Raw genomic sequence first — 25508 nt, forward strand, 5'->3', positions numbered from 1 at the left:
GGTGATCTTCCTGAGTATTTGGCGGTGGGTTGGCTGGCCTCTTCGCGAGCAAGCCCGCTCCCACAAGGAATTTGCATCGTTCACAAAACCTGTGGGAGCGAGCCTGCTCGCGATGCTTTTAAAGGGCCCACTTCGGTTTACGTTTTTGCACAAAAGCCAGGGTGCCCTCGATCCCTTCGGCCCCGGTCACCGCTTCGCTGAACCACCGCGCCGCTTCATCCAGCAATTCACTCGAAGGCTGCCCGGCACTGGCCAGCAGCAGCTTTTTGGTTGCCGCGTTCGCTTCGGGCGCGCAGCACAGAACATGGTCGATCACTTCATCAAGGCGTTCGGCCAGCGCCTGCGGATCCTGCTCGACAAAATGTACCAGCCCCAACCGCCGGGCCTGATGGCCATCGAAGCGCGCGGCGGTCAGTGCCAGGCGACGGGTTTCGGTCAGGCCGATGCGTTGCACCACGAACGGAGCGATCTGCGCCGGTAGCAAGCCAAGGCTGGTTTCCGGCAGACCGAACTGCGCTTGATGGTCGGCCATTGCGATATCGCTGACACATGCCAGCCCGAAACCACCACCGAGCACTGCGCCCTGTAAAACGGTGATCAGCACTTGTGGTGTGTCCTGAGCTTCTTGCAGCAGGGCTCCAAAGGCGCGGTTCAACTCGCGGTAAGCGTCGGCCCCTTGGGCACGGGCATTGGCCATGTCCTTGATGTCGCCACCCGCACAGAAATGCCCATCGGCACCGCTGAGGACCAGAGCGCGAACCCCGCGGTCATCACGCACTACCGCCAGCACCGCACGCAGTTCGCTGACCATCTGCAGGCTCATCGCATTGCGGCTTTCCGGGCGATTGAGGGTGATGTGCAGCACGCCGCCGTGCTGTTCCAGCAACAGCGTCTGGCAGTCGGGCAGGGCGCTCATCTCTTTTTCCCCGGCAGGATGCCCATCAGTTTGCAGATGATCCCCAGCATGATTTCGTCGGCGCCGCCGCCAATCGACACCAGCCGCACATCGCGATAGGCGCGGGCCACCGGGTTGTCCCACATGAAGCCCATGCCGCCCCAATATTGCAGACAGCTGTCGCTGACTTCGCGACCGAGGCGTCCGGCCTTGAGCTTGGCCATCGACGCCAGACGCGTGACGTCCTGACCTTTCACATATTGCTCGGTGGCCTGATAGACCAGCGCCCGCAGGCATTCGATTTCGGTCTGCAATTCGGCGAGGCGGAAGTGAATCACCTGATTGTCGATCAGCGCGTTGCCGAAGGTCTTGCGCTCCTTGCAGTACTCGATGGTGCTGTCGACGCAATATTCCAGGCCCTTGATCATGTTCGCCGCGCCGAACAGGCGTTCTTCCTGGAACTGCAGCATCTGCATCATGAAGCCGGCGCCTTCGTGGCCGATGCGGTTGCGCTGCGGCACACGCACGTTATCGAAAAACACCTGGGCGGTTTCCGAGCTGCGCATGCCGAGCTTGTCCAGGTGCGAGCTGAGGCTGATGCCCGGGGTGTTCATCGGCACCATGATCAGCGACTTGTTGATGTGCGGCTTGTCGTCCGAGGTGTTGGCCAGCAGGCAGATGAAGTCGGCACTCGGTGAATTGGTGATCCACATCTTGCTGCCGTTGATCACGTAGTCGTCGCCGTCCTTGCGCGCGCTGGTCTTGAGCCCGGCGACGTCGGAGCCGGCACCGACTTCCGAGACTCCGATGCAGCCGACCTGCTCGCCGCTAATCGCGGGGCGGAGGAATTCGTCGCGCAATTCATCGGAGCCGAAGCGGGCCAGCGCCGGGGTGCACATGTCGGTCTGTACGCCGATCGACATCGGAATGCCGCCGCAGTGGATGGTGCCAAACTCTTCGGCGGCGACAATCGAATAGCTGTAGTCGAGGCCCATGCCGCCGAATTTTTCCGGCTTGGAAATCCCCAGCAACCCGAGGTCGCCGGCCTTGCGGAAAATCTCGTGGATCGGAAAGCGCCCGGCCTGTTCCCATTCATCGACGTGCGGGTTGATTTCGTGCTCGACGAATTGGCGGACGGTGCGGCGCAGTGCTTCGTGTTCCGGGGTGAAGATCATTTTTATTGTTCTCCTTGGGATCCGTGGCAGTCAGAAGCGGCTGACGCCGAAGCTGTTGGGTTGCAGCGTGCGGATGTCGGCTTCGTGGCAGATATCCAGCAGGTAACCGAGCAGGGTGCGCGTATCGCGCGGATCGATCAGGCCGTCGTCCCACAGGTTGGCGCTGCCGTAGAGCGCGGTGGACTGGCTGTCGAGTTTCTGCGCGGTGACCTGTTCGAGCATGTCGAGCATTTTCGGGTCCGGCACCAAGCCCTCTTTGAGCTGTTTGGCCTCGGTGACGATGCGCAGCACCTTGCCGGCCTGCGCGCCGCCCATCACCGCGGTGCGGCTGTTGGGCCAGGCAAAAATGAAGCGTGGATCGAGACCGCGCCCGCACATCGCGTAATTGCCGGCACCGTAGGAACCGCCGACGACAATCGTCAGTTTAGGCACTCGCGCATTGGCCACCGCTTGAATCAGTTTCGAGCCGTGCTTGATCACGCCTTGCTGCTCGGACTCGGTGCCGACCATGAACCCGGTGGTGTTGTGGAAAAACAGCAGCGGCGTCTGGCTCTGGTCGCACAGCTGAATGAACTGCGCGGCCTTGCTCGCCCCGGCGGGGGTGATCGGGCCGTTGTTGCCGATCAAACCGCAGGCGCGACCGTGGATTTTCAGTTGGCCGCAAACGGTGTGTTGATCGAACTCGCCCTTGAATTCAAGGAACTCGGATTCATCAGCAATCCGCGCAATGATTTCGCGCACGTCGTAGGGCTTTTTCGGGTCGTCGGGGATCAGTCCGAGCAGTTCGTCGATCGGGTACAGCGGCGCCTTGTATTGCGGCTCGGGCAGCCACGGCAGTTGCTCGTTCCACGGCAGCATGCGCAGGATCTCGCGCACCAGCCGCACGCCATCGGCATCGTTCTCGGCCAGGTACTCGGCGGTGCCGGCGACTTGCGCGTGCATCTCGGCGCCGCCCAGCTCTTCATCGGTGGCGACCTCGCCCGTCGCGGCTTTGAGCAGCGGCGGCCCGGCAAGAAACAGCTTGGCCTTGCCGCGTACCACCACCACGTAATCCGATAGCCCCGGTTGATACGCGCCACCCGCCGTGGCCGAACCGTGCACCACGGTAATTTGCGGCAGGCCCATGGCCGACATCCGCGCCTGATTGGCAAAGCTGCGCGCACCCTCGACGAAAATCTCCGCGGCATAGTTGAGGTTGGCCCCGCCGCTTTCGGCGAGGGTGATCACCGGCAGTTTGTTTTCCTGGGCGATCTGTTGCAGGCGCAGGGACTTTTTCAGGCCAGTCGGGGAAATGGTGCCGCCCTTGATCGCGCTGTTGTTGGCCACCACCATCGCGCGTATGCCGGACACGTAACCGATGCCGGCAATCAGGCCACCGCCGGCGGCGCTGCCGTCCTTGTCGTCGTGCAGTTTGTAGCCGGCCAGGCTCGCCAGTTCGAGGAACGGTGCGCCGGGGTCGAGCAGCAGATTCAGGCGTTCGCGGGGCAGCAGTTGCCCGCGCTTGTCGAATTTCGCCTCGGCTTCGGCAGCCTTGTTCAGCAGGTTCTGTTCCAGTTGCTGGACGTGCTCGATGGCCGTGAGCATCGCCGCCTGATTGCGAGCGAAGGCCTCACTGTGCGGATCGAGTTGGGACTGGATCTGCGGCATGGCTTACTCCTTGTCCTTGAGGACGTCGGGCAAGTACGCCCGATGGAAACCGTTGAACGACTCGCTGTGGCTCGCCTTGTGCAACGGCCATGCGCGGCTGCCGAGACTGGCCGCGCCATCGATTTTCAAGGTGCTGCCGCTGATGAACGCCGCCGCCGGACTGAGCAGGAAAACGATCGCCGCACTGACTTCCGATTCGGTACCGATGCGCTTGAGCGGCACATGTTCGCGCAGGGTCGGGATCACTGCTTTGAACGCGCCTTCATAAGTGTCCATGCCGCTGGATGCGATCCAGCCCGGCGCCACTGCATTGACCCGCACCCCGGCGTAACCCCATTCGAACGCGGCGGTCTTGGTGAAGTTGTCCATCCCCGAACGTGCCGCGCCGGAATGGCCCATGCCGGGCATGCCGCCCCACATGTCGGCGAGCATGTTGACGATGTTGCCACCGTGCTTGCTCATCGACTGGTTGAACACTTCCCGGGCCATCAGGAAGCCGCCGACCAGATTGGTCCGCAGCACGGTTTCGAAGCCTTTCTGATTGATCGAGGCCAGTGGCGACGGGTACTGGCCGCCGGCATTGTTGACCAGACCGTGGATCGGCCCGTGTTCGGCGATCAACTCAGTGACCAGTTGTTTCACCGCTTCCTCATCACGGATGTCGCAGGCTTGCCAGTGCGCGCGGCCACCGTCTTCGATGATTTCAGCGGCGACCTTTTGCAGTTTTTCCGGCTTGCGCCCGACCAGCAGCACATTGGCCCCGAGCGCCGCCAGTTCATGGGCGGTGCAGCGCCCGATGCCGCTGCCGCCACCGGTGACGATGATGTTCTGGCCGCTGAACAGATCGGCACGGAAAATTGACTCATAAGCCATGACGCGAATCCTCTAGTCGAGCTGTTCGGCGATGCTCTGCGGCACCGGGATCTGGATTTCCAGCAACTGCTGGGCGAAGGCCTTGCCCTGTGGATCGATACGCAGACTCGCGACACCGCCACCACCGAGGGCGTTTTCCAGCAGGAAATTCAGGCTGTGGGTGCCGGGCAGGTACCAGCGCTCGACCCGGCCATGAATCGGGTCGAGCACGTGGCTCATCCAGTCGACAATCACTGCCGGCGTCAGCGCTTCGGCGATCCACGGCAGGTATTCGGGGCGGCGCGGCAGGACGCCGATGTTGCTGTGGTTGCCCTTGTCGCCGGAGCGCGCCACCGCCAGTTTCACCAACAGCACACTGGCGTCGGCACGGCCCTGGGGTTTCGGTGGCTGGTCGGGGGTGGGCAGATCGTGGCTGTCGAGGGGTGTTTGCGCGGGCAGGGCGCAGGGGTGCTGTTCACCGGCCATATCGACTTGCAGGGTGCAGGCGTTTTTATCGATCAGGAACGAGAACAGGCGAATCAACGGATATACCGTCGGCCGTCCGCCGACGATGCCGGTCAGCCCCGGAGCCATGCCGGTGGCAGCCTGGGCGATTTCCCGGGAGAACAGGATCAGCGCCGGTTTCAGTGGATGGCGCACCGCGAGTTTGATCACCACCTCGCGGCTGTCACGACGCTGGCCGTGCGGGCCGTAAGTGGCTTCGCTGCCGAGCAGTTCGATGTCGACTTCGCTGTACGCTGGCCAGCCGCGTTGGCTGAACATTTCCGAGGTCTTGGCGATGATCGCCTGGCTGACGCGCCGCGCCTTGTCCACCGCATCGATACCGGCGATCAGGCAACTGGCGGTACAGCGGAAACCGTCCGGCCAGGTCGCGCTGACCTTGTATTTGTCGCTGGGCGGCAGGCCTTTGGCGCCGTGGACGTGCACGGCGTTTTTGCCTTGTTGCTGCAGTTTGACCTGAGTGAAATCGCAGACCACATCCGGCAACAGATACGCCTGCGGATCACCGATTTCATAGAGCATCTGCTCGCCAACCGTCAGCGGCGTCACCAATCCGCCGGAGCCTTCGGGTTTACTGACGATGAACTGGCCGTCGGCGCTGACTTCGACGATGGGGAAACCGATGTGTTCGTAATCCGGCACGTCGCGCCAGTCGGTGAAGTTGCCACCGGTGCATTGCGCGCCGCATTCGATGATGTGCCCGGCCAGCGCGGCCTGGGCCAGTTTGTCGTAGTCGTGCCACGCCCAGCCGAATTCATGGACCAGCGCCGCACTGACCACCACGCTGTCGACCACGCGCCCGGTGATGACGATGTCGGCGCCCAGGCGCAGAGCTTCGACGATGCCCGGTGCGCCGAGGTAGGCGTTGGTCGATACGCACATCGGCGGCAGCGGCGCGCCGTTGAACATTTCGTGGATGCCTTGGGCGGCAAGTTGCTTGAATTGCGGTTGCAGGTCGTCGCCGAGCAGCACGGCGATTTTCAGCTTGACCCCGGCCTTGTCGCAGGCGGCTTGCAGAGCGGCGGCACAGGCTTTTGGATTGATCCCGCCGGCATTGCTGATGACGCGGATTTTCTGTTCAGCCAGTTGTGGCAGCAGCGGCGCGAGCACTTCGACGAAGTCCCCGGCGAACCCGGCCTGCGGGTCCTTCATACGGGCGCCGGCCATGATCGACATGGTGATCTCGGCCAGGTAATCGAACACCAGATAATCCAGCTGTCCGCCGGCCACAAGTTGTGCGGCGGCAGTACTGGTGTCACCCCAGAATGCGCTGGCGCATCCGATCCGAACGGTGGTGGGCATTTTTATCTCCGACTCAGGAACCTGCGACAGAAGTGTCTGGAGGCTACCAAGCAAGCGCTTGGTTTGTAAACCACTGAAATATCTTCTGCCCAAGCGCTTGCTTGGTTGCGGCCCGCGGCTTAAATTGCGCGCAACCCTGCGTGTTCAGGGGGGCAACAGACTGATCGACTGTAGGAGAGAACGGGTGGACGAGCAAAAAGCCCTGAGGGTCATGCGCGAACTGGTCGACCAGGGCCAGTTGACCGACCCTGACAGTGCCCGCGGCAAACTGCTGCAAGTGGCGGCTCACCTGTTCCGCAACAAGGGCTACGAGCGCACGACGGTGCGTGACCTGGCGGGGGCGGTGGGGATTCAGTCCGGGAGCATTTTTCATCACTTCAAAAGCAAGGATGAAATCCTCCGTGCGGTGATGGAGGAGACCATCCGCTACAACACCGCGCTGATGCGCGCCGCGCTGGCCGAAGCCACCAATGTCCGCGAGCGGGTGCTGGCGCTGATCCGCTGCGAATTGCAATCGATCATGGGCGGCAGCGGCGAAGCCATGGCGGTGCTGGTCTACGAATGGCGCTCGTTGTCCGAAGACGGTCAGGCCCGGGTGCTGGCCCTGCGCGATGTCTACGAGGACATCTGGCTGCAGGTGCTGGGGGAAGCCAAGGAGGCCGGTTTTATCCGTGGCGATGTATTCGTTACCCGACGTTTTCTCACCGGCGCGCTGTCCTGGACCACCACCTGGTTCCGTGCCGGCGGCAGCCTGAGCCTCGATCAGTTGGCCGATGAAGCGCTGATTCTGGTGCTCGAAGAGCGTTAACCCCTTTTCTATAAAGTCGGGAAACTGGCTAACTGGGCGAAACCGCCTAGCTTGAATGCATTGATCGGTATTTTTTCGGGGAGTGGGGTGTTTTGAAGTCTTCGCCAATTCGGACGGCCACGGGTCTGGTACTCGTCGCGCTGACGGCATTTTCAGGGTTGCCTGCGCAGGCGGCGCAACTGGTTCGAGTGGGCGCCGCGCACTTTCCCCCTTACACCATTCGCCCGGAAAGCGGCGCCGATACCGGGCTGCTGCCGGAATTGGTCGAAGCGCTCAACGCGTTGCAGACGGACTATCAGTTTGTCTTGGTACCGACCTCGATTCCCCGGCGTTTCGGCGATCTGAAGGAAGGTCGCACCGACATGGCCATCTTCGAAAACCCCGAGTGGGGCTGGAAGGACATTCCACATACCACGGTCGATATGGGCCTGGAAGATGCCGAGATTTTTGTCGCGCAACGCAAAGATGCTCGCCAGGAAAACTATTTCGCCGATCTCAAGGGCAAGCGCCTGGCGCTGTACAGCGGTTATCACTATGAGTTCGCCAACTTCAACGCCGATCCCAAATACCTTGCTGATACGTTCAACGCCACGCTGACCTATTCCCACGACAGCAACCTGTTGATGGTCCTGCGCGGGCGCGCCGACATTGCCTTGGTGACGCGCTCATACCTGTTCGATTATCTGAAGCGCAACGAAAAGGTTAAAGATGAGCTGTTGGTGTCGCAGCGCATCGATCAGATTTATCACCACTACGCCATTTTGCGCCCGACTGCACCGATCACCGGCGAGGCGTTCAGCAAGTTACTGCAGGGGCTGCGCAACAACGGCCAGATGCTGAAAATCTTCGAGCCGTACAAGATTGCCGTGGTGCCGGTGCCGCAGCCCTGAGCGTTTTTCACCCCGGCGGCTAAATTTCCTCCCTTGGCTCACGTCCCATCGTTGAACTGTCGACGATTATCGTGAGCCCGACCCATGTCCAATCTGAATGACCTGACTGCCCTGGCCTTGCCTTCGGGCAGCCAATTGGTAGCCGATGCAACTGAAAGCCGTCTGAGCCTGAGCCTGGACGGGCAACCGCTGATTCGCCTGCGAATCGATCGTGGCGGCAACGGCCCGATTCAGCTCGATGAGCGTTTTGCCCTGCCGCCCGGCCTGGCGTTGTGGGCGGCCTGTTACTGGTTGTTCGCCCGTGAGCCGGAGCGCCAGCAATTGCTCTGGCAGCTGGATCAGCCACCCACCGAAGCCTTGCTCAGCGGTTTGCTGGTGAGTACCGAGGTGGCCGGTGAGTATCGCTGCGAGCGCACACTGTTCTGGCAACTGCCGCAGCCATGGCTCGGCACCTCGTTGAGCGGCAGCTACCCGCAGCAAATGGTGATCAGCCAGGGCAAGCGCCATCCGCTGCGCCCGGTGAAGCCGTGCGGTGAAGTCTATCGGCGCTTCGATGCGCGTCTCGGTGCGTGGATTTCCCTGCGCACGGTGGAAATCGAGCAGGATCTGGCGCGTTTCAACCGTTGGCAGAACAGTCCGCGGGTCGCCAGTTTCTGGCAGGAGGAGGGCAGTCTTGAGCAGCATCGCGAATACCTGAGCAAGCTCGACGCCGATCCGCACACTCTGACGCTGATCGGTTGTTTCGACGATCAGCCGTTTGCCTATTTCGAAGCCTACTGGGCCAAGGAAGACCGTATCGCGCCGTTCTACGACGCCGACAATTACGACCGTGGCATTCACATGCTGGTGGGGGAGGAGAATCACCGTGGCCCGCACAAAGTCGCGAGTTGGTTGTCGGCCCTGGTGCACTACCTGTTTCTGGATGATCCGCGCACTCAGCGCGTGGTTGCCGAACCGCGTGCCGACAACGCGAAGATGATCGGCCACATGCACAACCAGTGCTTCCACTGCGAGAAGGAATTCGACTTCCCGCACAAGCGTGCGGCGCTGATGATTCTGGGGCGTGAGCGGTTTTTCGATCGGTGCAAGCTGGCCTGAGGTTCAGGCCTCAAAGATCTACGTGATCTTGAGGCCGCATTCGCGAGCAAGCCCGCTCCCACATCGACCTGTGTACGCCGGTCAAATGTGGGAGCGGGCTTGCTCGCGAATGGCTTGACGCCGAATTCAGGGCTTAGCGACGACCCATCGAAGCCGCATCCCCACGACTGCCCGACACCTTGCGGCAGTGCACCAGCGCATCACGAATCATGAAGTTGACCAGGGTCGGCGAGACGCCGAGTTCCTTGGCGATGTCCTTTTGCGGCACTCCGTGCAGGCGGTACATCTCGAAGGCGTAGCGGGTGCGGCTGGGCAGTTCGGTGAGGGCGTCGGCGATGTGTTCCAGTGTCGAGAAATTGATGTGCGAGGTTTCTGGCGAAGCGCCTTGAATGACCACGTTCAACCCTTCCTCTTCCGGGCCTGCGTATTTCTGCTCCAGCGCCTGTTTGCGGTAGTGATCGATGGCCAGGTTGCGCACGATCTGGAACAGGTAACTCAATTGAGCCTTGATTGACGACGTGATCGGTGGGGCCGACTGCAGCCGGAAGAACGCATCCTGAACCACGTCTTCGGCGCGCGAACGGCAGCCGGTAATGCGGGCTGCAATCTTCACCAGAATCAGTCGATTGTCGACGAAGGCCTGAAGTAGCGGTGAATCGCACCTGCTTGTGGATACTTGTTCCGTCATGGAAATCACCTTGCTGCCAATAGGTTAGTGGGACGCCTGGGGGACGGGGCCGTCCTACACATCGAGCGACAAATCATGTTGAATGATAATGATTGTCAATTGAGAAAGAGAACTAATGCTCCGTAAAGGTGCGAATCGAGAACTGCGACACACCGCCACACCTCGGCCCCCGTTGGCGATCCTGCGCGCCGACTAATTATTTCCAGACGTCATCCGTTCTCATTGGTGAATGGCTTCGGGCGCACAGCCCCGGCCAGACAGCATTCCCAAGCCTCGCGCGGTCGGCACAGACCGCGCCCTGCACGCCCTCGACCGGCGTGACGCAGCAACCCGATTCCACTTAGCAAGCCGAATTCAGGCAGGAAACCTCATGACCGACGCGTTCGAACTCCCCAGCACTCTGGTCCAAGCCCTCCAGCGCCGTGCGGCACAGACGCCGGATCGACTGGCCCTGCGCTTTCTCGCCGAAACCGAGGAGCAGGGCGTGGTGCTCAGTTACCGCGAACTCGATCAGCGCGCGCGGACCATTGCTGCCGCGTTGCAGGCCCAGGCTGAATTCGGTGATCGCGCGGTGCTGCTGTTTCCCAGCGGCGCGGATTACGTCGCGGCATTTTTCGGTTGTCTGTACGCCGGGGTGATTGCGGTGCCGGCCTATCCGCCGGAGTCTGCCCGCCGTCATCATCAGGAACGCCTGCTGTCGATCATCGCGGACGCCGAACCGCGCCTGCTGTTGACCAGCGCTGACCTGCGCGATGCCTTGCGGCAAATCGAAGGTGCGCCGCCGCTGCTGTGCGTCGATACGCTCGACAGCGCGCAGGCTGAACGCTGGGTTGAGCCGGCTCTGCCGCAAGATCACATTGCCTTCCTGCAATACACCTCCGGCTCCACCGCGTTGCCCAAAGGTGTGCAGGTCAGCCACGGCAATCTGGTGGCCAACGAGCTGCTGATTCGTCACGGTTTCGGCATCGACGTGAACCCCGATGACGTGATCGTCAGCTGGCTGCCGCTGTACCACGACATGGGCCTGATCGGCGGCCTGCTGCAACCGATTTTCAGCGGCGTGCCGTGCATTCTGATGTCACCTGCGTACTTCCTTGGCCGCCCGTTGCGCTGGCTCGAAGCGATCAGCCAATACGGCGGCACTATCAGTGGCGGACCCGATTTCGCCTATCGTTTGTGCAGCGAGCGGGTCAGCGAATCGGCGCTGGAACGCCTTGATCTAAGCCGCTGGCGCGTGGCCTATTCCGGCTCCGAACCGATCCGCCTCGACACCCTTGAACGCTTTGCCGAGAAGTTCACCCGGTGCGGTTTCAGTGAAGACAGCTTCATGGCCTCCTACGGTCTGGCCGAGGCGACCCTGTTCGTCGCCGGCACCCCACGTGGCACCGGAATTCCTGCGCTGCGCGTCGATGATCAGGCGCTGGCGCAAAACCGCGCCGAGCCGGGCGACGGCAGCCCGATCATGAGTTGCGGCATCAGCCAGCCGGAGCATGCGGTGCTGATCGTCGATTCGTTAACGCTAAACGAACTGGCTGACAACCTCGTCGGTGAAGTCTGGGCCACCGGCCCGAGCATCGCTCACGGCTACTGGCGCAATCCCGAGGCCAGCGCCAAGACTTTCGTCCAGCACGCCGGCCGCACCTGGTTGCGCACGGGCGACCTGGGTTTCAGCTGCGACGGTGAACTGTTCATCACCGGTCGCCTGAAAGACATGCTCATCGTGCGCGGCCACAACCTGTATCCGCAGGACATCGAGAAAACTGTCGAGAACGAAGTGGAAGTGGTGCGCAAGGGCCGGGTCGCGGCATTCGCGGTCACTCAGGACGGCGAAGAAGGCATCGGCATCGCCGCGGAAATCAGCCGCAGCGTGCAAAAAATCCTGCCGTCGGAAGCGCTGATCAAAGCCATTCGCCAAGCGGTGGCCGAGGCCTATCAACAAGCGCCGAGCGTGGTGGTGCTGCTCAATCCGGGCGCGCTGCCGAAGACGTCCAGCGGCAAACTGCAACGCTCGGCGTGCCGCAATCGTCTGGCCGATGGCAGCCTCGACAGCTACGCGGTGTTCCCGTCCGCCGAGGTGCAAAGTAACGAGTCGACCCTGGCAGCCTCCGAGCTGGAAGCCTTGATCGGCAAGATCTGGGCCGAACAACTCAACATCAAACAGGTCGGTGCCGACGACCATTTCTTCCTGCTCGGCGGCAACTCGATTGCCGCCACGCAAGTGATCGCCCGAGTGCGTGAAGAACTGGCGCTGGAGCTGAATCTGCGCCTGTTGTTCGAAGCCCCGACCCTGTCCGCGTTCGCCGCTGCCGTGGCGCAGCAGCAACAGGACGGCGGCAGCGCCCAAGGCGCAATCAACACCTTGTCGCGCAGCGAAGCACTGCCGCAATCGCTGGCGCAAAACCGGCTGTGGATCACCTGGCAACTCGACCCGCAAAGCAGCGCCTACAACATTCCCGGCGCCTTGCGTCTGCGCGGCGAGCTGGACGAAGACGCGTTGCGTGCGAGCTTCCAGCAACTGATCGAACGCCACGAATCGCTGCGCACGCGCTTCCTCGAACGCGACGGCGTCGCGCTGCAACAGGTCGACGCGGCGGGCGAGTTCAACCTGCAACTGATCGACATCAGCGACCTGCCGGCGCACGAGCGTGAAGCCCGCGCGCAACAGATCCGCGAGGACGAAGCGCGCACCCAGTTCGACCTGGAAAAAGGCCCGCTGCTGTGGGTGACGCTGGTGCGTCTCGACGACGAAGATCACCAGTTGCTGGTGACGCTGCACCACATCATCGCCGACGGCTGGTCGCTGAACGTACTGATCGACGAGTTCTCGCGCCTGTACGCTGCGGCATCCCAAGGCCAGCGCGCCGAACTCGCGCCGCTGCCCACCCAATACGCCGACTACGGCAGCTGGCAGCGCCAATGGCTGGCGCAAGGCGAGGGCGAGCGGCAACTGGCGTACTGGAAAGCCCAACTGGGCGACGAACATCCGGTGCTGGAACTGGCCACCGATCATCCGCGTTCGGCCAAGCAATTGCACAGCGCTGCGCGCCACAGTGTGCGCCTCGGCGTCAGCCTCAGCGATGCGGTCAAGCAGACCGCCCAGGCTCACCAGTCGACGCCGTTCATGCTGTTGCTCTCGGCCTTCCAGAGCCTGCTGCACCGTTACAGTGGTCAGCGCGATATCCGCATCGGCATCCCCAACGCCAACCGTCCGCGCCTGGAAACCCAGGGCCTGATCGGCTTCTTCATCAACACCCAGGTGCTGCGCGCGGAGGTTGATTCACGGCTGTCATTTGTCGAGTTGCTGGCGCAGACCCGCGACGCTGCACTGGGCGCTCAGGCGAATCAGGATCTGCCCTTCGAACAACTGATCGAGGCGTTCCCGCAGGCCCGCGAACAGCGTCTGTTCCAGGTCATGTTCAACCATCAGCAGCGCGACTTGAGTGCGCTCAAGCGCCTGCCGGGTCTGCTCGCCGAAGAGTTGCCGTGGCACAGCCGCGAAGCCAAGTTCGACCTGCAACTGCACAGCGAAGAAGATCGCAACGGGCGCCTGACCCTGTCCTTCGACTACGCCGATGAGCTGTTCGACGCAGCGACCATCGCGCGTCTGGCCGAGCACTTCAGCAACCTGCTGCGCGCCGTTTGCGAACAGCCGCAACAGGCGATCGGCGACCTGCCATTGCTCACTCCGTGCGAGCACGAACAGCAGCAGGCATGGAGCATCGCCCCGTGCACCCCGGCGCAACAATGGCTGCCGGAACTGCTCAACGAACAGGCGCGGCAGACCCCGGAACGCACCGCGCTGGTGTGGGACGGCGGCAGTCTCGACTTCGCCGAATTGCACGCCCAGGCCAACCGCCTCGCGCATTATTTGCGCGACAAAGGTGTCGGCCCGGATGTGTGCGTGGCGATTGCTGCCGAGCGTTCGCCGCAACTGCTGATCGGTCTGCTGGCGATCATCAAGGCCGGTGGCGCGTATGTGCCGCTGGACCCGGATTACCCGGCCGAGCGCCTGGCTTACATGCTCAGCGACAGCGGTGTCGAGCTGCTGCTGACCCAGACCGCATTGCTCGACCGTCTGCCGGCCAGCGACGGCGTCAGCGTGATCGCCATGGACGCGCTGCATCTGGAGAACTGGCCGAGCCAGGCGCCGGGTCTGCACCTGCATGGCGACAACCTCGCCTACGTGATTTACACCTCCGGCTCCACTGGCCAACCGAAAGGCGTCGGCAACACCCACGCCGCGTTGGCCGAACGGTTGCAGTGGATGCAGCACAGCTATCGCCTGAACGAAACCGACGTGCTGATGCAAAAGGCACCGATCAGTTTCGACGTGTCGGTGTGGGAGTGCTTCTGGCCGCTGATCACTGGCGCACGTCTGCTGATCGCCGGCCCCGGTGAACACCGCGATCCGCATCGCATCGCCCAGTTGGTTCAGGAATACGGTGTGACCACGCTGCACTTTGTGCCGCCGTTGCTCGCGCTGTTCATCGACGAGCCGCTGAGCGCCGAATGCACCAGCCTGCGCCGGTTATTCTCCGGCGGTGAAGCGCTGCCGGCGGAACTGCGCAACCGCGTGCTGGCGCAACTGCCGGCGGTGCAACTGCACAACCGTTACGGCCCGACCGAAACCGCAATCAACGTCACCCATTGGCACTGCACCAGCGCCGACGGCGAGCGCTCGCCGATTGGCCGGCCGCTGGGCAACGTGATCTGCCGCGTGCTCGACGCCGATCTCAATCCCGTGCCGGCCGGTGTGCCGGGTGAGCTGTGCATCAGCGGCATCGGTCTGGCCCGGGGTTACCTCGGTCGCCCGGCGCTGACTGCGGAGCGTTTCGTGGTCGATCCACTGGGCGAGCAGGGCGCACGTCTGTATCGCACCGGTGACCGGGCGCGCTGGACCGCTGATGGCGTGATCGAATACCTCGGGCGTCTCGATCAGCAGGTCAAACTGCGTGGTTTCCGCGTTGAACCGGAAGAAATCGAAGCGCGCCTGCTGGCCCAGGACGGCGTCGCTCAAGCCGTGGTACTGGTGCGGGAAACCGCCGCTGGCGCGCAATTGATCGGCTACTTCACCGCCATCGATGCCCGCGAAGATCAGGACGCGCAGATCGCTCGTCTGAAAGCCGCGCTGGCCGCCGAACTGCCGGAATACATGGTCCCGGCGCAACTGATGCGCCTGGACGCAATGCCCCTGAGCCCGAGCGGCAAGCTCGACCGCCGCGCCTTGCCCGACCCGCAGTGGCAAGTGCGTGAACACGTCGAACCGGTCACCGAGCTGGAACAACAGATCGCCGCGATCTGGCGCGAAGTGCTGGGTTTGCCTCAAGTCGGTCTGCGTGACGATTTCTTCGCCCTCGGCGGGCACTCGTTGCTGGCCACGCAAATCATCTCGCGCAGCCGCCAGGCCTGTGACGTCGAGCTACCGTTGCGCGCCTTGTTCGAGCACAGCGAACTCGGTGATTTCGCCGAGCAGATCCGCCTGATCCAGGCCAGCGGCCAGACCAACCAGCAGCCGCCGATTGCCAAAGTCGATCGCAGCCAAGCGGTGCCGCTGTCGTACTCGCAACAACGCATGTGGTTCCTCTGGCAGATGGAGCCGGACAGCCCGGCGTACAACGTCGGCGGCATGGCGCGCCTGCGCGGCGTGTTGCACGTCGAGCATTTCGAGGCGGCCTTGCAGGCGCTGATCCTGCGCCACGAAACCCTGCGCACCACGTTCCCGAGCGTCGATGGCGTGGCCCGTCAGCAGGTGCATGCCGAGACCGGCGTGCGCATGGGTTGGAAAGATTTCTCGAAACTGCCGGCGGACCAGCGCGAGCAGAGGGTCCAGCAACTGGCCGACGAAAAGGCGCATCTGCCGTTCGATCTGGAAAGCGGCCCACTGCTGCGCGCCTGTCTGGTGAAGACCGCCGAGCAGGAGCATTACTTCGTTCTGACCCTGCACCACATCGTCACCGAAGGCTGGGCGATGGATATTTTTGCCCGCGAACTCAGTGCGTTGTACGAAGCCTTTGTCGATGACCGCGACTCGCCGCTCGAAGCGTTGCCGGTGCAGTACCTCGACTACAGCGTCTGGCAACGGCAGTGGCTGGAGTCCGGTGAACGTCAGCGTCAACTCGACTACTGGACCGCGCAACTCGGTCGCGAACATCCGCTGCTGGAACTGCCCGGCGACCGTCCGCGTCCGCCGGTGCAAAGCCACCAGGGCGAGCTGTTCCGTTTCGACCTGAGCGACGATCTTGCCGCCCGTGTCCGTGCGTTCAATGCGCAAAACGGTCTGACCCTGTTCATGACCATGACCGCCGCGCTCGCCACGCTACTCTACCGCTACAGCGGTCAGACCGACCTGCGCATCGGCGCGCCGGTGGCCAACCGTATCCGCCCGGAAAGCGAAGGGCTGATCGGTGCATTCCTCAACACGCAGGTGCTGCGTTGCCAGCTCGACGGGCAGATGTCGGTCGGCGAGTTGTTCGAGCAAGTGCGTCACACCGTGATTGAGGGCCAGTCGCATCAGGATCTGCCGTTCGATCATCTGGTCGAAGCGTTGCAACCACCCCGCAGCGCGGCGTACAACCCGCTGTTCCAGGTGATGTGCAACGTGCAGCGCTGGGAATTCCAGCAGAGCCGCATGCTCGCCGGGATGACCGTCGAGTACCTGGCCAACGATGCGCGAGCGACCAAGTTCGATCTCAACCTGGAAGTCACCGACCTCGACCATCGCCTCGGTTGCTGCCTGACGTACAGCACCGATCTGTTCGACGAGCCGACCATTGCACGCATGGCCAAGCATTGGCGCAACCTGCTGGAAGCGTTGATCGCCGACCCGCAACAGCGTTTGAGCCAGTTGCCGCTGCTCGACCCGACTGAACAACAGCAGTTGCTCGAAAGTCTCGGCGTTGAACCGGGCGAGCGTCGTCTCGATCAGTGCATCCATCATCTGTTCGCCGAGCAGGCGCTGGCGCGCAAAGATGCCCCGGCGCTGACCTTCGCCGGGCAGACCTTGAGCTACGCCGAACTTGATGCGCGGGCCAATCGCCTGGCCTGGGTCCTGCGTGAGCGTGGGATCGGCCCGCAAGTGCGGGTCGGTCTGGCGCTGGAGCGTTCGCTGGACATGGTCGTCGGCCTGCTGGCGATCCTCAAGGCGGGCGGCGCTTACGTGCCGCTGGACCCGGAATACCCGCTCGACCGTCTGCACTACATGATCGAAGACAGCCGCATCGGTCTGCTGCTCAGCGACCGCGCGATGTTCAATGCGCTTGGCGATCTGCCGTCGAACGTGGCGCGCTGGTGCCTGGAAGACGACAGCGCGGCGCTGGCGGATTACCCGGCCACTGAGCTGCCCTTTATCAGCCTGCCGCAGCATCAGGCGTACCTGATCTACACCTCGGGTTCGACCGGCAAACCGAAAGGCGTGGTGGTGTCCCACGGTGAAATCGCCATGCATTGCCAGGCCGTGATCGAACGTTTCGGCATGCGCCCGGACGACTGCGAGCTGCACTTCTATTCGATCAACTTCGACGCTGCCACCGAGCGTCTGCTGGTGCCGTTGCTCAGCGGCGCGCAAGTGGTGCTGCGAGCGCAAGGGCAGTGGGATGCGGAAGAAATCTGCGGGTTGATCCGCACCCATCGGATCAATGTGCTCGGCTTCACCCCGAGCTACGGCAGCCAGCTGGCGCAGTTCCTCGCCACGCAGAATGAAACTCTGCCGGTGCGGATGATCATCACCGGCGGCGAAGCGCTGACTGGCGAGCACCTGCAACGGATTCGTGCTGCGTTCAAACCGAGTCTGTTCTTCAACGCCTATGGCCCGACCGAAACCGTGGTCATGCCACTGGCCAGTCTCGCCCCGGAAGTGCTGGAAGAGGGCGCCGGCAGCGTGCCGATCGGCAGCGTGATCGGTGACCGCGTGGCGTACATTCTCGATGCCGATCTGGCGTTGGTGCCGCAAGGCGCGACCGGTGAATTGTTCGTCGGCGGCGCCGGTCTGGCGCAGGGGTATCACGACCGTCCGGGCATCAGCGCCGAGCGTTTCGTAGCGGACCCGTTTGCCGCCGATGGCGGGCGCATGTACCGCACCGGCGATCTGGTGCGCCAGCGCGCCGATGGTCTGGTGGAATACCTGGGCCGGATCGACCATCAGGTGAAAATCCGTGGTTTCCGCATCGAACTGGGCGAGATCGAAACCCGTCTGCTCGATCACCACTCGATCCGCGAAGCGGTGGTGCTGGCGCTGGATGCGCCGAGCGGCAAGCAACTGGTGGGCTACCTGGTCAGCGAAGTCGCCGAGCAAGGCGAAGCGCAACAGGCCGAACTGCGTGAAGCACTGAAGTCGCACCTCAAGGCACAACTGCCGGATTACATGGTGCCGACGCACCTGATCCTGCTGGCGAGCATGCCGCTGACCGCCAACGGCAAACTCGACCGCCGCGCCTTGCCGGCACCGGATCCCGAGCTGAACCGTCAGCACTACGTCGCCCCGAGCAATGAGCTGGAGCAGACCCTGGCGCAGATCTGGTGTGAGGTGCTTAACGTCGAGCAGGTCGGTCTCAACGACAACTTCTTCGAACTCGGTGGTGACTCGATCCTGTCGATTCAAGTGGTCAGCCGGGCGCGGCAGCAGGGCATTCATTTCAGCCCGCGGGATCTGTTCCAGCATCAGACGGTGCAGACCCTCGCCGCCGTGGCCAGCCGCAGCGAGCAAGTCACTGCCGAGCAGGGACTGGTGGTCGGTGAGTCGGCCATGACGCCGATCCAGCACTGGTTCTTCGACACTGAAATCCCTGAGCGTCAGCACTGGAACCAGGCGCTGCTGCTGGAGCCGAGCGTGGCGCTGGAACCGCATCGTCTGGAGCAGGCGCTGCTGGCAGTGATCGAGCAGCACGACGCCCTGCGTCTGCGCTTCACTCAGGCCAACGATCAATGGCAGGCAACGCATCAACCGGTGTCCGACGCCGAGGTGTTGTGGCAGGTGCGGGTGGCGGCGATGGACCAGTGCGCAGCGCTGTTCGCCGATGCCCAGCGCAGTCTCGATCTGCAGAACGGCCCGCTGCTGCGCGCCTTGCTGGTGGATGGTCCCGAAGGGCAGCAACGGCTGTTTATTGCGATCCATCACTTGGTGGTCGACGGTGTGTCGTGGCGCGTATTGCTCGACGATCTGCAAACCGTGTACCGCCAGCTCGATGCCGAGCAGTCGGTAAAACTGCCGGCGAAAACCAGTGCCTTCAAGGACTGGGCGGCACGTTTGCAGGCCTATGCCGGCAGCGAATCGCTGCGCGAGGAACTGAACTGGTGGCAAACCCAACTGGCCGGATCGAGCGCCGACCTGCCGTGCGAAAACCCGCAGGGCGGACAGCAGAATCGTCACGCGCAAACCGTCAGCGTGCGCCTGGATGCCGAGCGTACCCAACAACTGCTGCAACAGGCGCCGCGCGCCTACCGCACGCAGGTCAACGATCTGCTGCTGACCGCGCTGGCCCGTGTGCTGTGCCGCTGGAGCGGTCAGCCGTCGGCATTGATTCAACTGGAAGGCCACGGCCGCGAAACCCTGTTCGACGAGATCGACCTGACCCGCACCGTCGGTTGGTTCACCAGCGCCTATCCATTACGCCTGACCCCGCACAACATCGAAGAGGCCGTCGGGCAGGGCGCCTCGATCAAGGCGATCAAGGAACAACTGCGCGCGGTGCCGCACAAAGGCCTCGGTTATGGCGTGCTGCGCTATCTGGCCGATGACCTCAGCCAGCGCAGCATGGCGGCGTTGCCGAATGCTCCGGTGACCTTCAATTACCTCGGCCAGTTCGACCAGAGTTTCGCCAGCGATGCGCTGTTCCGTCCGTTGGACGAGCCGGTCGGTGCGGCCCACGATCCGCAGGCGCCGTTGCCCAACGAGTTGAGCATCGACAGTCAGGTGTACGGCGGCGAACTGCTGCTGCGCTGGACTTTCAGCGGCGAGCGTTACGAGGCGCAAACCATCAACGATCTGGCCGACGCCTACCTCGGCGAGCTGCAAAGCCTGATCGAACATTGCCTGCAAGACCAGGCCGGTGGCCTGACGCCGTCGGACTTCCCGCTGGCGAAATTGACCCAGGCGCAACTCGATGCACTGCCGGTGCCGGCGGCGCACATCGAAGACGTCTATCCGCTGACGCCGATGCAGGAAGGCATGTTGCTGCACACCTTGCTCGAACCGGGCACCGGTCTGTATTACATGCAGGATCGCTATCGCATCAACAGCGAGCTTGATCCCGAGCGTTTCGCCCAGGCCTGGCAAGCGGTGGTCGCCCGTCATGAAGCGCTGCGTGCGTCGTTCTGCTGGAACGTCGGCGAAGACATGCTGCAAGTGATCCACAGCCCGGGGCGCACGCCGATCGAGTACCTGGACTGGAGCGCCGTTGCCGAAGAAGAGCAAGAACCGAAGCTGCAGGCGCTGCTGAAAAGCGAGCGCGAGGCCGGGTTCGATCTGCTCAATCAGGCACCGTTCCACCTGCGCCTGATCAAGGTCGGCGCGGCGCGTTACTGGTTCATGATGAGCAACCACCACATCCTCATCGATGCCTGGTGCCGCTCGCTGCTAATGAACGATTTCTTCGAGACCTACACCGCCCTCGGTGAGGGGCGCGAAGCACAGTTGTCGGTGCCGCCGCGTTACCGCGACTACATCGGCTGGCTGCAACGCCAGAGCCTGACCGAGGCACGCCAGTGGTGGCAGCAGAACCTGCAAGGTTTCGAACGCACCACGCCGATCCCGAGCGACCGGCCGTTCCTGCGCGAACACGCTGGCGAAAGCGGCGGCATGATCGTCGGTGATCGCTATACCCGTCTCAACGTTGAAGATGGCGCCCGTCTGCGTGAGCTGGCCCAGGCCCATCAACTGACCATTAACACCTTCGCTCAGGCGGCATGGGCCTTGGTGCTGCGACGCCTGAGCGGTGATCGTGACGTGCTGTTCGGCGTGACGGTGGCCGGGCGTCCGGTGGAAATGCCGGAGATGCAACGCACCGTCGGCCTGTTCATCAACAGCATCGCGCTGCGGGTGCAGATCCCGGCGGACGATCAGCGCGCCAGTGTGCGCCAGTGGCTGAGCGCGCTGCTCGACAGCAACATGCAACTGCGCGAGTACGAATACCTGCCGCTGGTGAACATTCAAGAGCAGAGTGAACTGCCGAAAGGCCAGCCGCTGTTCGACAGTCTGTTCGTGTTCGAAAACGCCCCGGTGGAAGTCTCGGTGCTGGACCGTGCGCAGAGCCTCAATGCGACTTCGGACTCCGGTCGCACCCACACCAACTTCCCGCTGACGGCGGTGTGCTACCCGGGCGATGACCTCGGTCTGCATCTGTCGTATGACCAGCGTTACTTCGACGAATCGACCATCGAGCGCATGCTCGGCGAGTTCAAGCGCCTGCTGCTGGCGTTGGTCGAAGGCTTCCATGGCGACATGGCTGATCTGCCGCTGCTGGGCGCCGAGGAACAGGACTTCCTGCTGCACGGCTGCAACCAGAGCGCCCACGACTATCCGCTGGAGCAGAGCTACGTGGCGCTGTTCGAAGCACAGGTCGCGGCGCACCCGCAGCGCATCGCCGCCACTTGCCTTGATCAGCAACTGAGCTATGCCGCGCTCAACCACAATGCCAACCGTCTCGGTCATGCACTGGTTGCGGCCGGGGTGCAGATGGATCAACCGGTGGCATTGCTGGCCGAGCGTAATCTCGATCTGCTGGGGATGATTATCGGCAGCTTCAAGGCCGGTGCCGGTTACCTGCCGCTGGACCCGGGCCTGCCGAGCCAGCGCCTGCAACGCATCATCGAGCTGAGCCGCACGCCGGTGCTGGTGTGCAGCGAAGCCTGCCGCGAACAGGCGCAGACCTTGCTCGATGAATTCAGCTGCGCCAACCGTCCACGGCTGTTGGTCTGGGAAGAGGTGCAGGCGTTGGCGACCTCCGCGGAAAACCTCGGTATCCACAGTGACCCGGACAACCTCGCTTACGTGATCTACACCTCGGGTTCGACCGGGTTGCCGAAGGGCGTGATGGTCGAGCAGCGCGGCATGCTCAACAACCAGTTGAGCAAGGTGCCGTACCTGAAACTGACGGACGCCGACGTGATCGCGCAGACCGCCTCGCAAAGCTTCGATATTTCGGTCTGGCAGTTCCTCGCCGCGCCGTTGTTCGGCGCGCGGGTGGACATTGTGCCGAACACCATCGCCCACGATCCGCAGGGCTTGCTGGTGCATGTGCAGGCGCAGGGCATCACCGTGCTGGAGAGCGTGCCGTCGCTGATTCAGGGCATGCTCGCCTCCGAGCGCCTGAGCCTCGACGGTCTGCGCTGGATGCTGCCGACCGGCGAAGCAATGCCGCCGGAACTGGCGCACCAGTGGCTGCTGCGTTACCCGGACATCGGTCTGGTTAACGCTTACGGCCCGGCGGAATGCTCGGATGACGTGGCGTTCTACCGCGTCGACCTGGCCTCGACTCGCGGCAGCTATTTGCCGATCGGTACGCCGACCGACAACAACGTGCTGTACCTGGTCGATGGCGCGCTGGAGCTGGTGCCGTTGGGTGCGGTGGGTGAGTTGTGCGTGGCGGGGACCGGTGTCGGTCGCGGTTACGTCAGCGATCCGCTGCGCACCGCGCCGGTATTTGTGCCCAACCCCTTCGGCGCGCCGGGCGAGCGTCTGTATCGCACCGGTGACCTCGCGCGGCGGCGCAGTGACGGGGTGCTGGAGTACGTTGGCAGGGTCGATCATCAGGTGAAGATTCGCGGTTACCGGATCGAACTGGGTGAGATCGAGGCGCGTCTGCACGAACAGCCGGAAGTCCTCGATGCGGCGGTCGGCGTGCAGGAAGGCGTGAATGGCAAGCACTTGGTCGGCTATCTGGTCGCGGCGGATTCGGCGCTCAACCCGAGCGAACGTCTGGAGCGAATCAAGCAACGCCTGCGCAGCGAACTGCCGGAATACATGGTGCCGCTGCACTGGTTGTGGCTGGATCAGTTGCCGCACAACGCCAACGGCAAACTCGACCGCAAGGCCCTGCCGGCGCTGGAGATCGGTCAGTTGCAGAGCCAGGACTACCTGGCCCCGCGCAACGAACTGGAGCAGACCCTGGCCGACATCTGGGCCGAAGTGCTCAAGGTCGACAAGGTCGGGGTGCGCGACAACTTCTTCGAACTGGGCGGGCATTCGTTGCTGGCCACGCAGATCGCTTCGCGGGTGCAGAAAACCCTGCAACGCGATGTGCCGCTGCGGGCGATGTTCGAGTGCAGCACGGTGCAGGAACTGGCCGAGTACATCGAAGGCCTGGCGGCCAGTGACATGACCGAGGACAAGGTGGATCGCTTGAATGATCTGATGGCGGAGCTGGAGGGCTTGTAATCTTCGGCGTCTGTACCGGCCCCTTCGCGAGCAAGCCCGCTCCCACCATTGGAATGCATTCCCCTGTGGGAGCGGCTTGCTCGCGAAAGCGTCAGTGAATTCAACACAAATAAACCGGCATATTCACGTACATATCCAGGGTTGACGATCAACAACCGGCAGCTCAGTCTGCCGGTTCTCTTTTTTGTCGCGGGGGTGGTCGATGCCTTTCTTCACGGTTGACGGACAAGCGCTGCACTACATTGATCAAGGCACCGGCCCGGCCGTGTTGCTGGCGGGCAGTTATCTGTGGGACACGGCGATGTGGGCACCGCAGATCGCTGCGCTGTCGCCGCACTACCGGGTGATTGCCCTGGACCTGTGGGGCCATGGTGAGTCCGGGCGCTTGCCGCCAGGCACCACGTCGCTGGATGACATCGCACGACAGGTAGAGGCCTTGCTCGATCACCTGCAGATCGAGCGGATAACGCTGGCGGGGCTGTCGGTCGGCGGCATGTGGGGCGTGCGGCTGGCCTTGTCGGCCCCGCAGCGGATCAACGGGCTGGTGCTGATGGACACCTACGTCGGCGTCGAGCCTGAGCCTACCCGTCAATACTATTTCTCGCTGTTCAAGCAGATCGAGGAAAGCGGCGAGATTGCGCCACAGTTACTCGACATCGTGGTGCCGATCTTCTTCCGTCCGGGCATCGATCCGCAGTCGCCGCTGTATCAGGACTTCCGCGCCAAACTGGCGGCCTACACCACGGATCGCCTGCGCGAAAGCATCGTGCCGATGGGCCGAATCACGTTCAGCCGTGATGACCTGTTGCCGCGTCTGGGCGAGCTGAACGCCGCGACCACCCTGGTGCTGTGCGGCGACCAGGACAAACCACGACCGCCCTCAGAGGCTCAGGAAATGGCCGAACTGATCGGTTGCCCGTGGGTGCTGGTGCCGGAGGCGGGGCATATCTCCAGTCTGGAGAATCCGCAGTTTGTGAACGAGGTGTTGTTTACCTTTTTGGCTGAGCGCAACTCGCAGCGCTCATGATAAAAAGATTGCAGCCACGGTTCACTTGGCCGCTCAGGGTTTGAGATGTGCTTGGAGTTGGCCTGCACCCTGTACTCCTTGTAGGAGTGAGCCTGCTCGCGAAGTTGCCAATTCAGGCGCCAAAAGAACCTGAATCTGAAATACTTCTGCGCGCAAACACATTTAGAAGGGACTGATGTGAGCCAGTTTTATTGGCGGGATCTCGAGGATTTCAAGGGCAGTTGGATTGGACTGGGCCTTGAGGTCAATCGTCCGGGGTTCAGCAAACCGCCGCTTCATCTATCAAGCGGGAACAACAACCGATTAAAGTTGATGCTGAATGATATCCCGCTGCTCTGGGGCACTCTCGCCACTTCATATTACGGTGCGTGGCTGGTGCGCAACCCGCAGCCCTTGCTGGAGTCAGCCCTTGTCCCCGCCATCGGCTCGGCTGACGTTCAGGAGCACTTTGTTCTCCCGTCCGATCAACGCCTACGAAACTGGTGTCGCTACTTCATCAACAAGTTGATGGAAACTCAGGCTGATTTTCTTTATCCCGGCCATTGGGTCGTACGGCCGATGGTGCCCACGGCTATGCGCGGTAAACAGCGTGAAGGTGTCAGCGGCTGGTTTTTCTGCACGCCGCCGCAGCAGCCAAGCCATTATCCCAGGTGGTACGTTTACGGCGATGGCATTCTCGACAACGTGCAGCCGCAAACCGTGCACTGGCTCGATTGGGGTCTTGGCCATGTGATTGGTTTGCACACGGTTGATCCGCTGGCGGGCCGGCTGAAATGGTGGCGCAAAAAAGCCAGAGAAGGCAGCTTGCCTCCAATCTTGCTCTGGTATATCGGTGGATTGTGTTCTTACGTGATTATTGACGGGCATTACCGCTTGCATGCGGCGCTCGCCGAGGACGTTAAACCTACGTTTCTCGTCGTGAGTTCCATCGATGCCCGTCCGGTGAAACTGTGCGAAGAAACCCAACAACGAGTGTTGAACTCGCTGACGGTGCAAAGCGCGAAAAATCCGGATTTTGATGTGCCAACGTTGAATCAGGCACTGATCAACACGTTCGATGACCGCCCTTATCTTAGAGCCGGCACCCACACATGGGCCGGGATTGCCTCGGATCATGAGTGGAGTGCTGAGGTCACGCGATTCCTGACTGAACAGGGTGTGACCGATGATCTGGAAGACATCATCGGTCGTTGCCAACCTTGTGAGTGGTGATGGTTGAGTGCGTGCAGGAGCCA

At 62.6% G+C, this 25508-nt stretch carries 12 protein-coding genes; 6 read left to right on the forward strand and 6 right to left on the reverse strand.

Going from position 1 to position 25508, the window contains the following annotated elements:
• Positions 1-118: 118 nt before the first annotated feature.
• Genes M0814_RS10095 through M0814_RS10115 form a run of 5 tightly spaced genes read right to left on the reverse strand, consistent with a single transcriptional unit; the run spans position 119 to position 6393 of the window.
• Positions 119-916, reverse strand: a complete 798-nt coding sequence (locus M0814_RS10095; RefSeq protein ID WP_103483808.1) for an enoyl-CoA hydratase-related protein — start codon at positions 914-916, stop codon at positions 119-121.
• Positions 913-2070: a citronellyl-CoA dehydrogenase gene (gene atuD, locus M0814_RS10100; RefSeq protein ID WP_103483807.1), complete on the reverse strand. Its 1158-nt coding sequence runs from the start codon at positions 2068-2070 to the stop codon at positions 913-915. Before atuD ends, M0814_RS10095 begins: the two co-directional genes overlap by 4 nt.
• A 30-nt stretch (positions 2071-2100) precedes the next feature.
• Positions 2101-3717, reverse strand: a complete 1617-nt coding sequence (gene atuC, locus M0814_RS10105; protein ID WP_103483806.1) for a geranyl-CoA carboxylase subunit beta — start codon at positions 3715-3717, stop codon at positions 2101-2103.
• 3 nt (positions 3718-3720) lie between these two features.
• Positions 3721-4590, reverse strand: coding sequence for an SDR family oxidoreductase (locus M0814_RS10110; RefSeq protein WP_103483805.1), 870 nt, complete (start codon positions 4588-4590; stop codon positions 3721-3723).
• A gap of 12 nt (positions 4591-4602) precedes the next feature.
• Positions 4603-6393, reverse strand: coding sequence for an acyclic terpene utilization AtuA family protein (locus M0814_RS10115; RefSeq protein ID WP_103483804.1), 1791 nt, complete (start codon positions 6391-6393; stop codon positions 4603-4605).
• A gap of 184 nt (positions 6394-6577) precedes the next feature.
• Between M0814_RS10115 and M0814_RS10120 the strand changes: the two genes are divergently transcribed.
• From M0814_RS10120 to M0814_RS10130, 3 genes are all read left to right on the forward strand, one after another.
• Positions 6578-7201, forward strand: coding sequence for a TetR/AcrR family transcriptional regulator (locus M0814_RS10120; RefSeq protein ID WP_045122564.1), 624 nt, complete (start codon positions 6578-6580; stop codon positions 7199-7201).
• Positions 7202-7293: 92 nt separating this feature from the next.
• Positions 7294-8091: a transporter substrate-binding domain-containing protein gene (locus M0814_RS10125; RefSeq protein WP_003226684.1), complete on the forward strand. Its 798-nt coding sequence runs from the start codon at positions 7294-7296 to the stop codon at positions 8089-8091.
• A gap of 84 nt (positions 8092-8175) precedes the next feature.
• Positions 8176-9189 (forward strand): GNAT family N-acetyltransferase, encoded by a 1014-nt coding sequence (locus M0814_RS10130; protein WP_103483803.1) that lies wholly within the window; start codon positions 8176-8178, stop codon positions 9187-9189.
• Between the two features lie 133 nt (positions 9190-9322).
• On the opposite strand, the gene M0814_RS10135 is transcribed toward M0814_RS10130, so the two are convergent.
• Positions 9323-9877, reverse strand: a complete 555-nt coding sequence (locus M0814_RS10135) for an RNA polymerase factor sigma-70 (RefSeq protein WP_003226680.1) — start codon at positions 9875-9877, stop codon at positions 9323-9325.
• Positions 9878-10247: 370 nt separating this feature from the next.
• On the opposite strand from M0814_RS10135, the gene M0814_RS10140 reads away from it, so the two are divergent.
• The 3 genes from M0814_RS10140 (at position 10248) to M0814_RS10150 (ending at position 25485) form a co-directional block, all read left to right on the forward strand.
• Positions 10248-23246 carry a non-ribosomal peptide synthetase gene (locus tag M0814_RS10140; RefSeq protein WP_103483802.1) on the forward strand — a complete coding sequence of 4333 codons (12999 nt, stop codon included), beginning with the start codon at positions 10248-10250 and terminating at the stop codon, positions 23244-23246.
• 202 nt (positions 23247-23448) lie between these two features.
• Entirely contained in the window at positions 23449-24273 is an 825-nt protein-coding gene (locus M0814_RS10145) for an alpha/beta fold hydrolase (protein WP_103483801.1), read from the forward strand.
• Between the two features lie 177 nt (positions 24274-24450).
• Complete coding sequence (locus tag M0814_RS10150; RefSeq protein WP_103483800.1) at positions 24451-25485, forward strand: ParB/Srx family N-terminal domain-containing protein; 1035 nt, start codon at positions 24451-24453, stop codon at positions 25483-25485.
• Positions 25486-25508 lie beyond the last annotated feature (23 nt).

This window comes from Pseudomonas sp. MWU12-2020, from assembly GCF_023100605.1.
Classification (GTDB): Bacteria; Pseudomonadota; Gammaproteobacteria; order Pseudomonadales; family Pseudomonadaceae; genus Aquipseudomonas; species Aquipseudomonas fluorescens_H.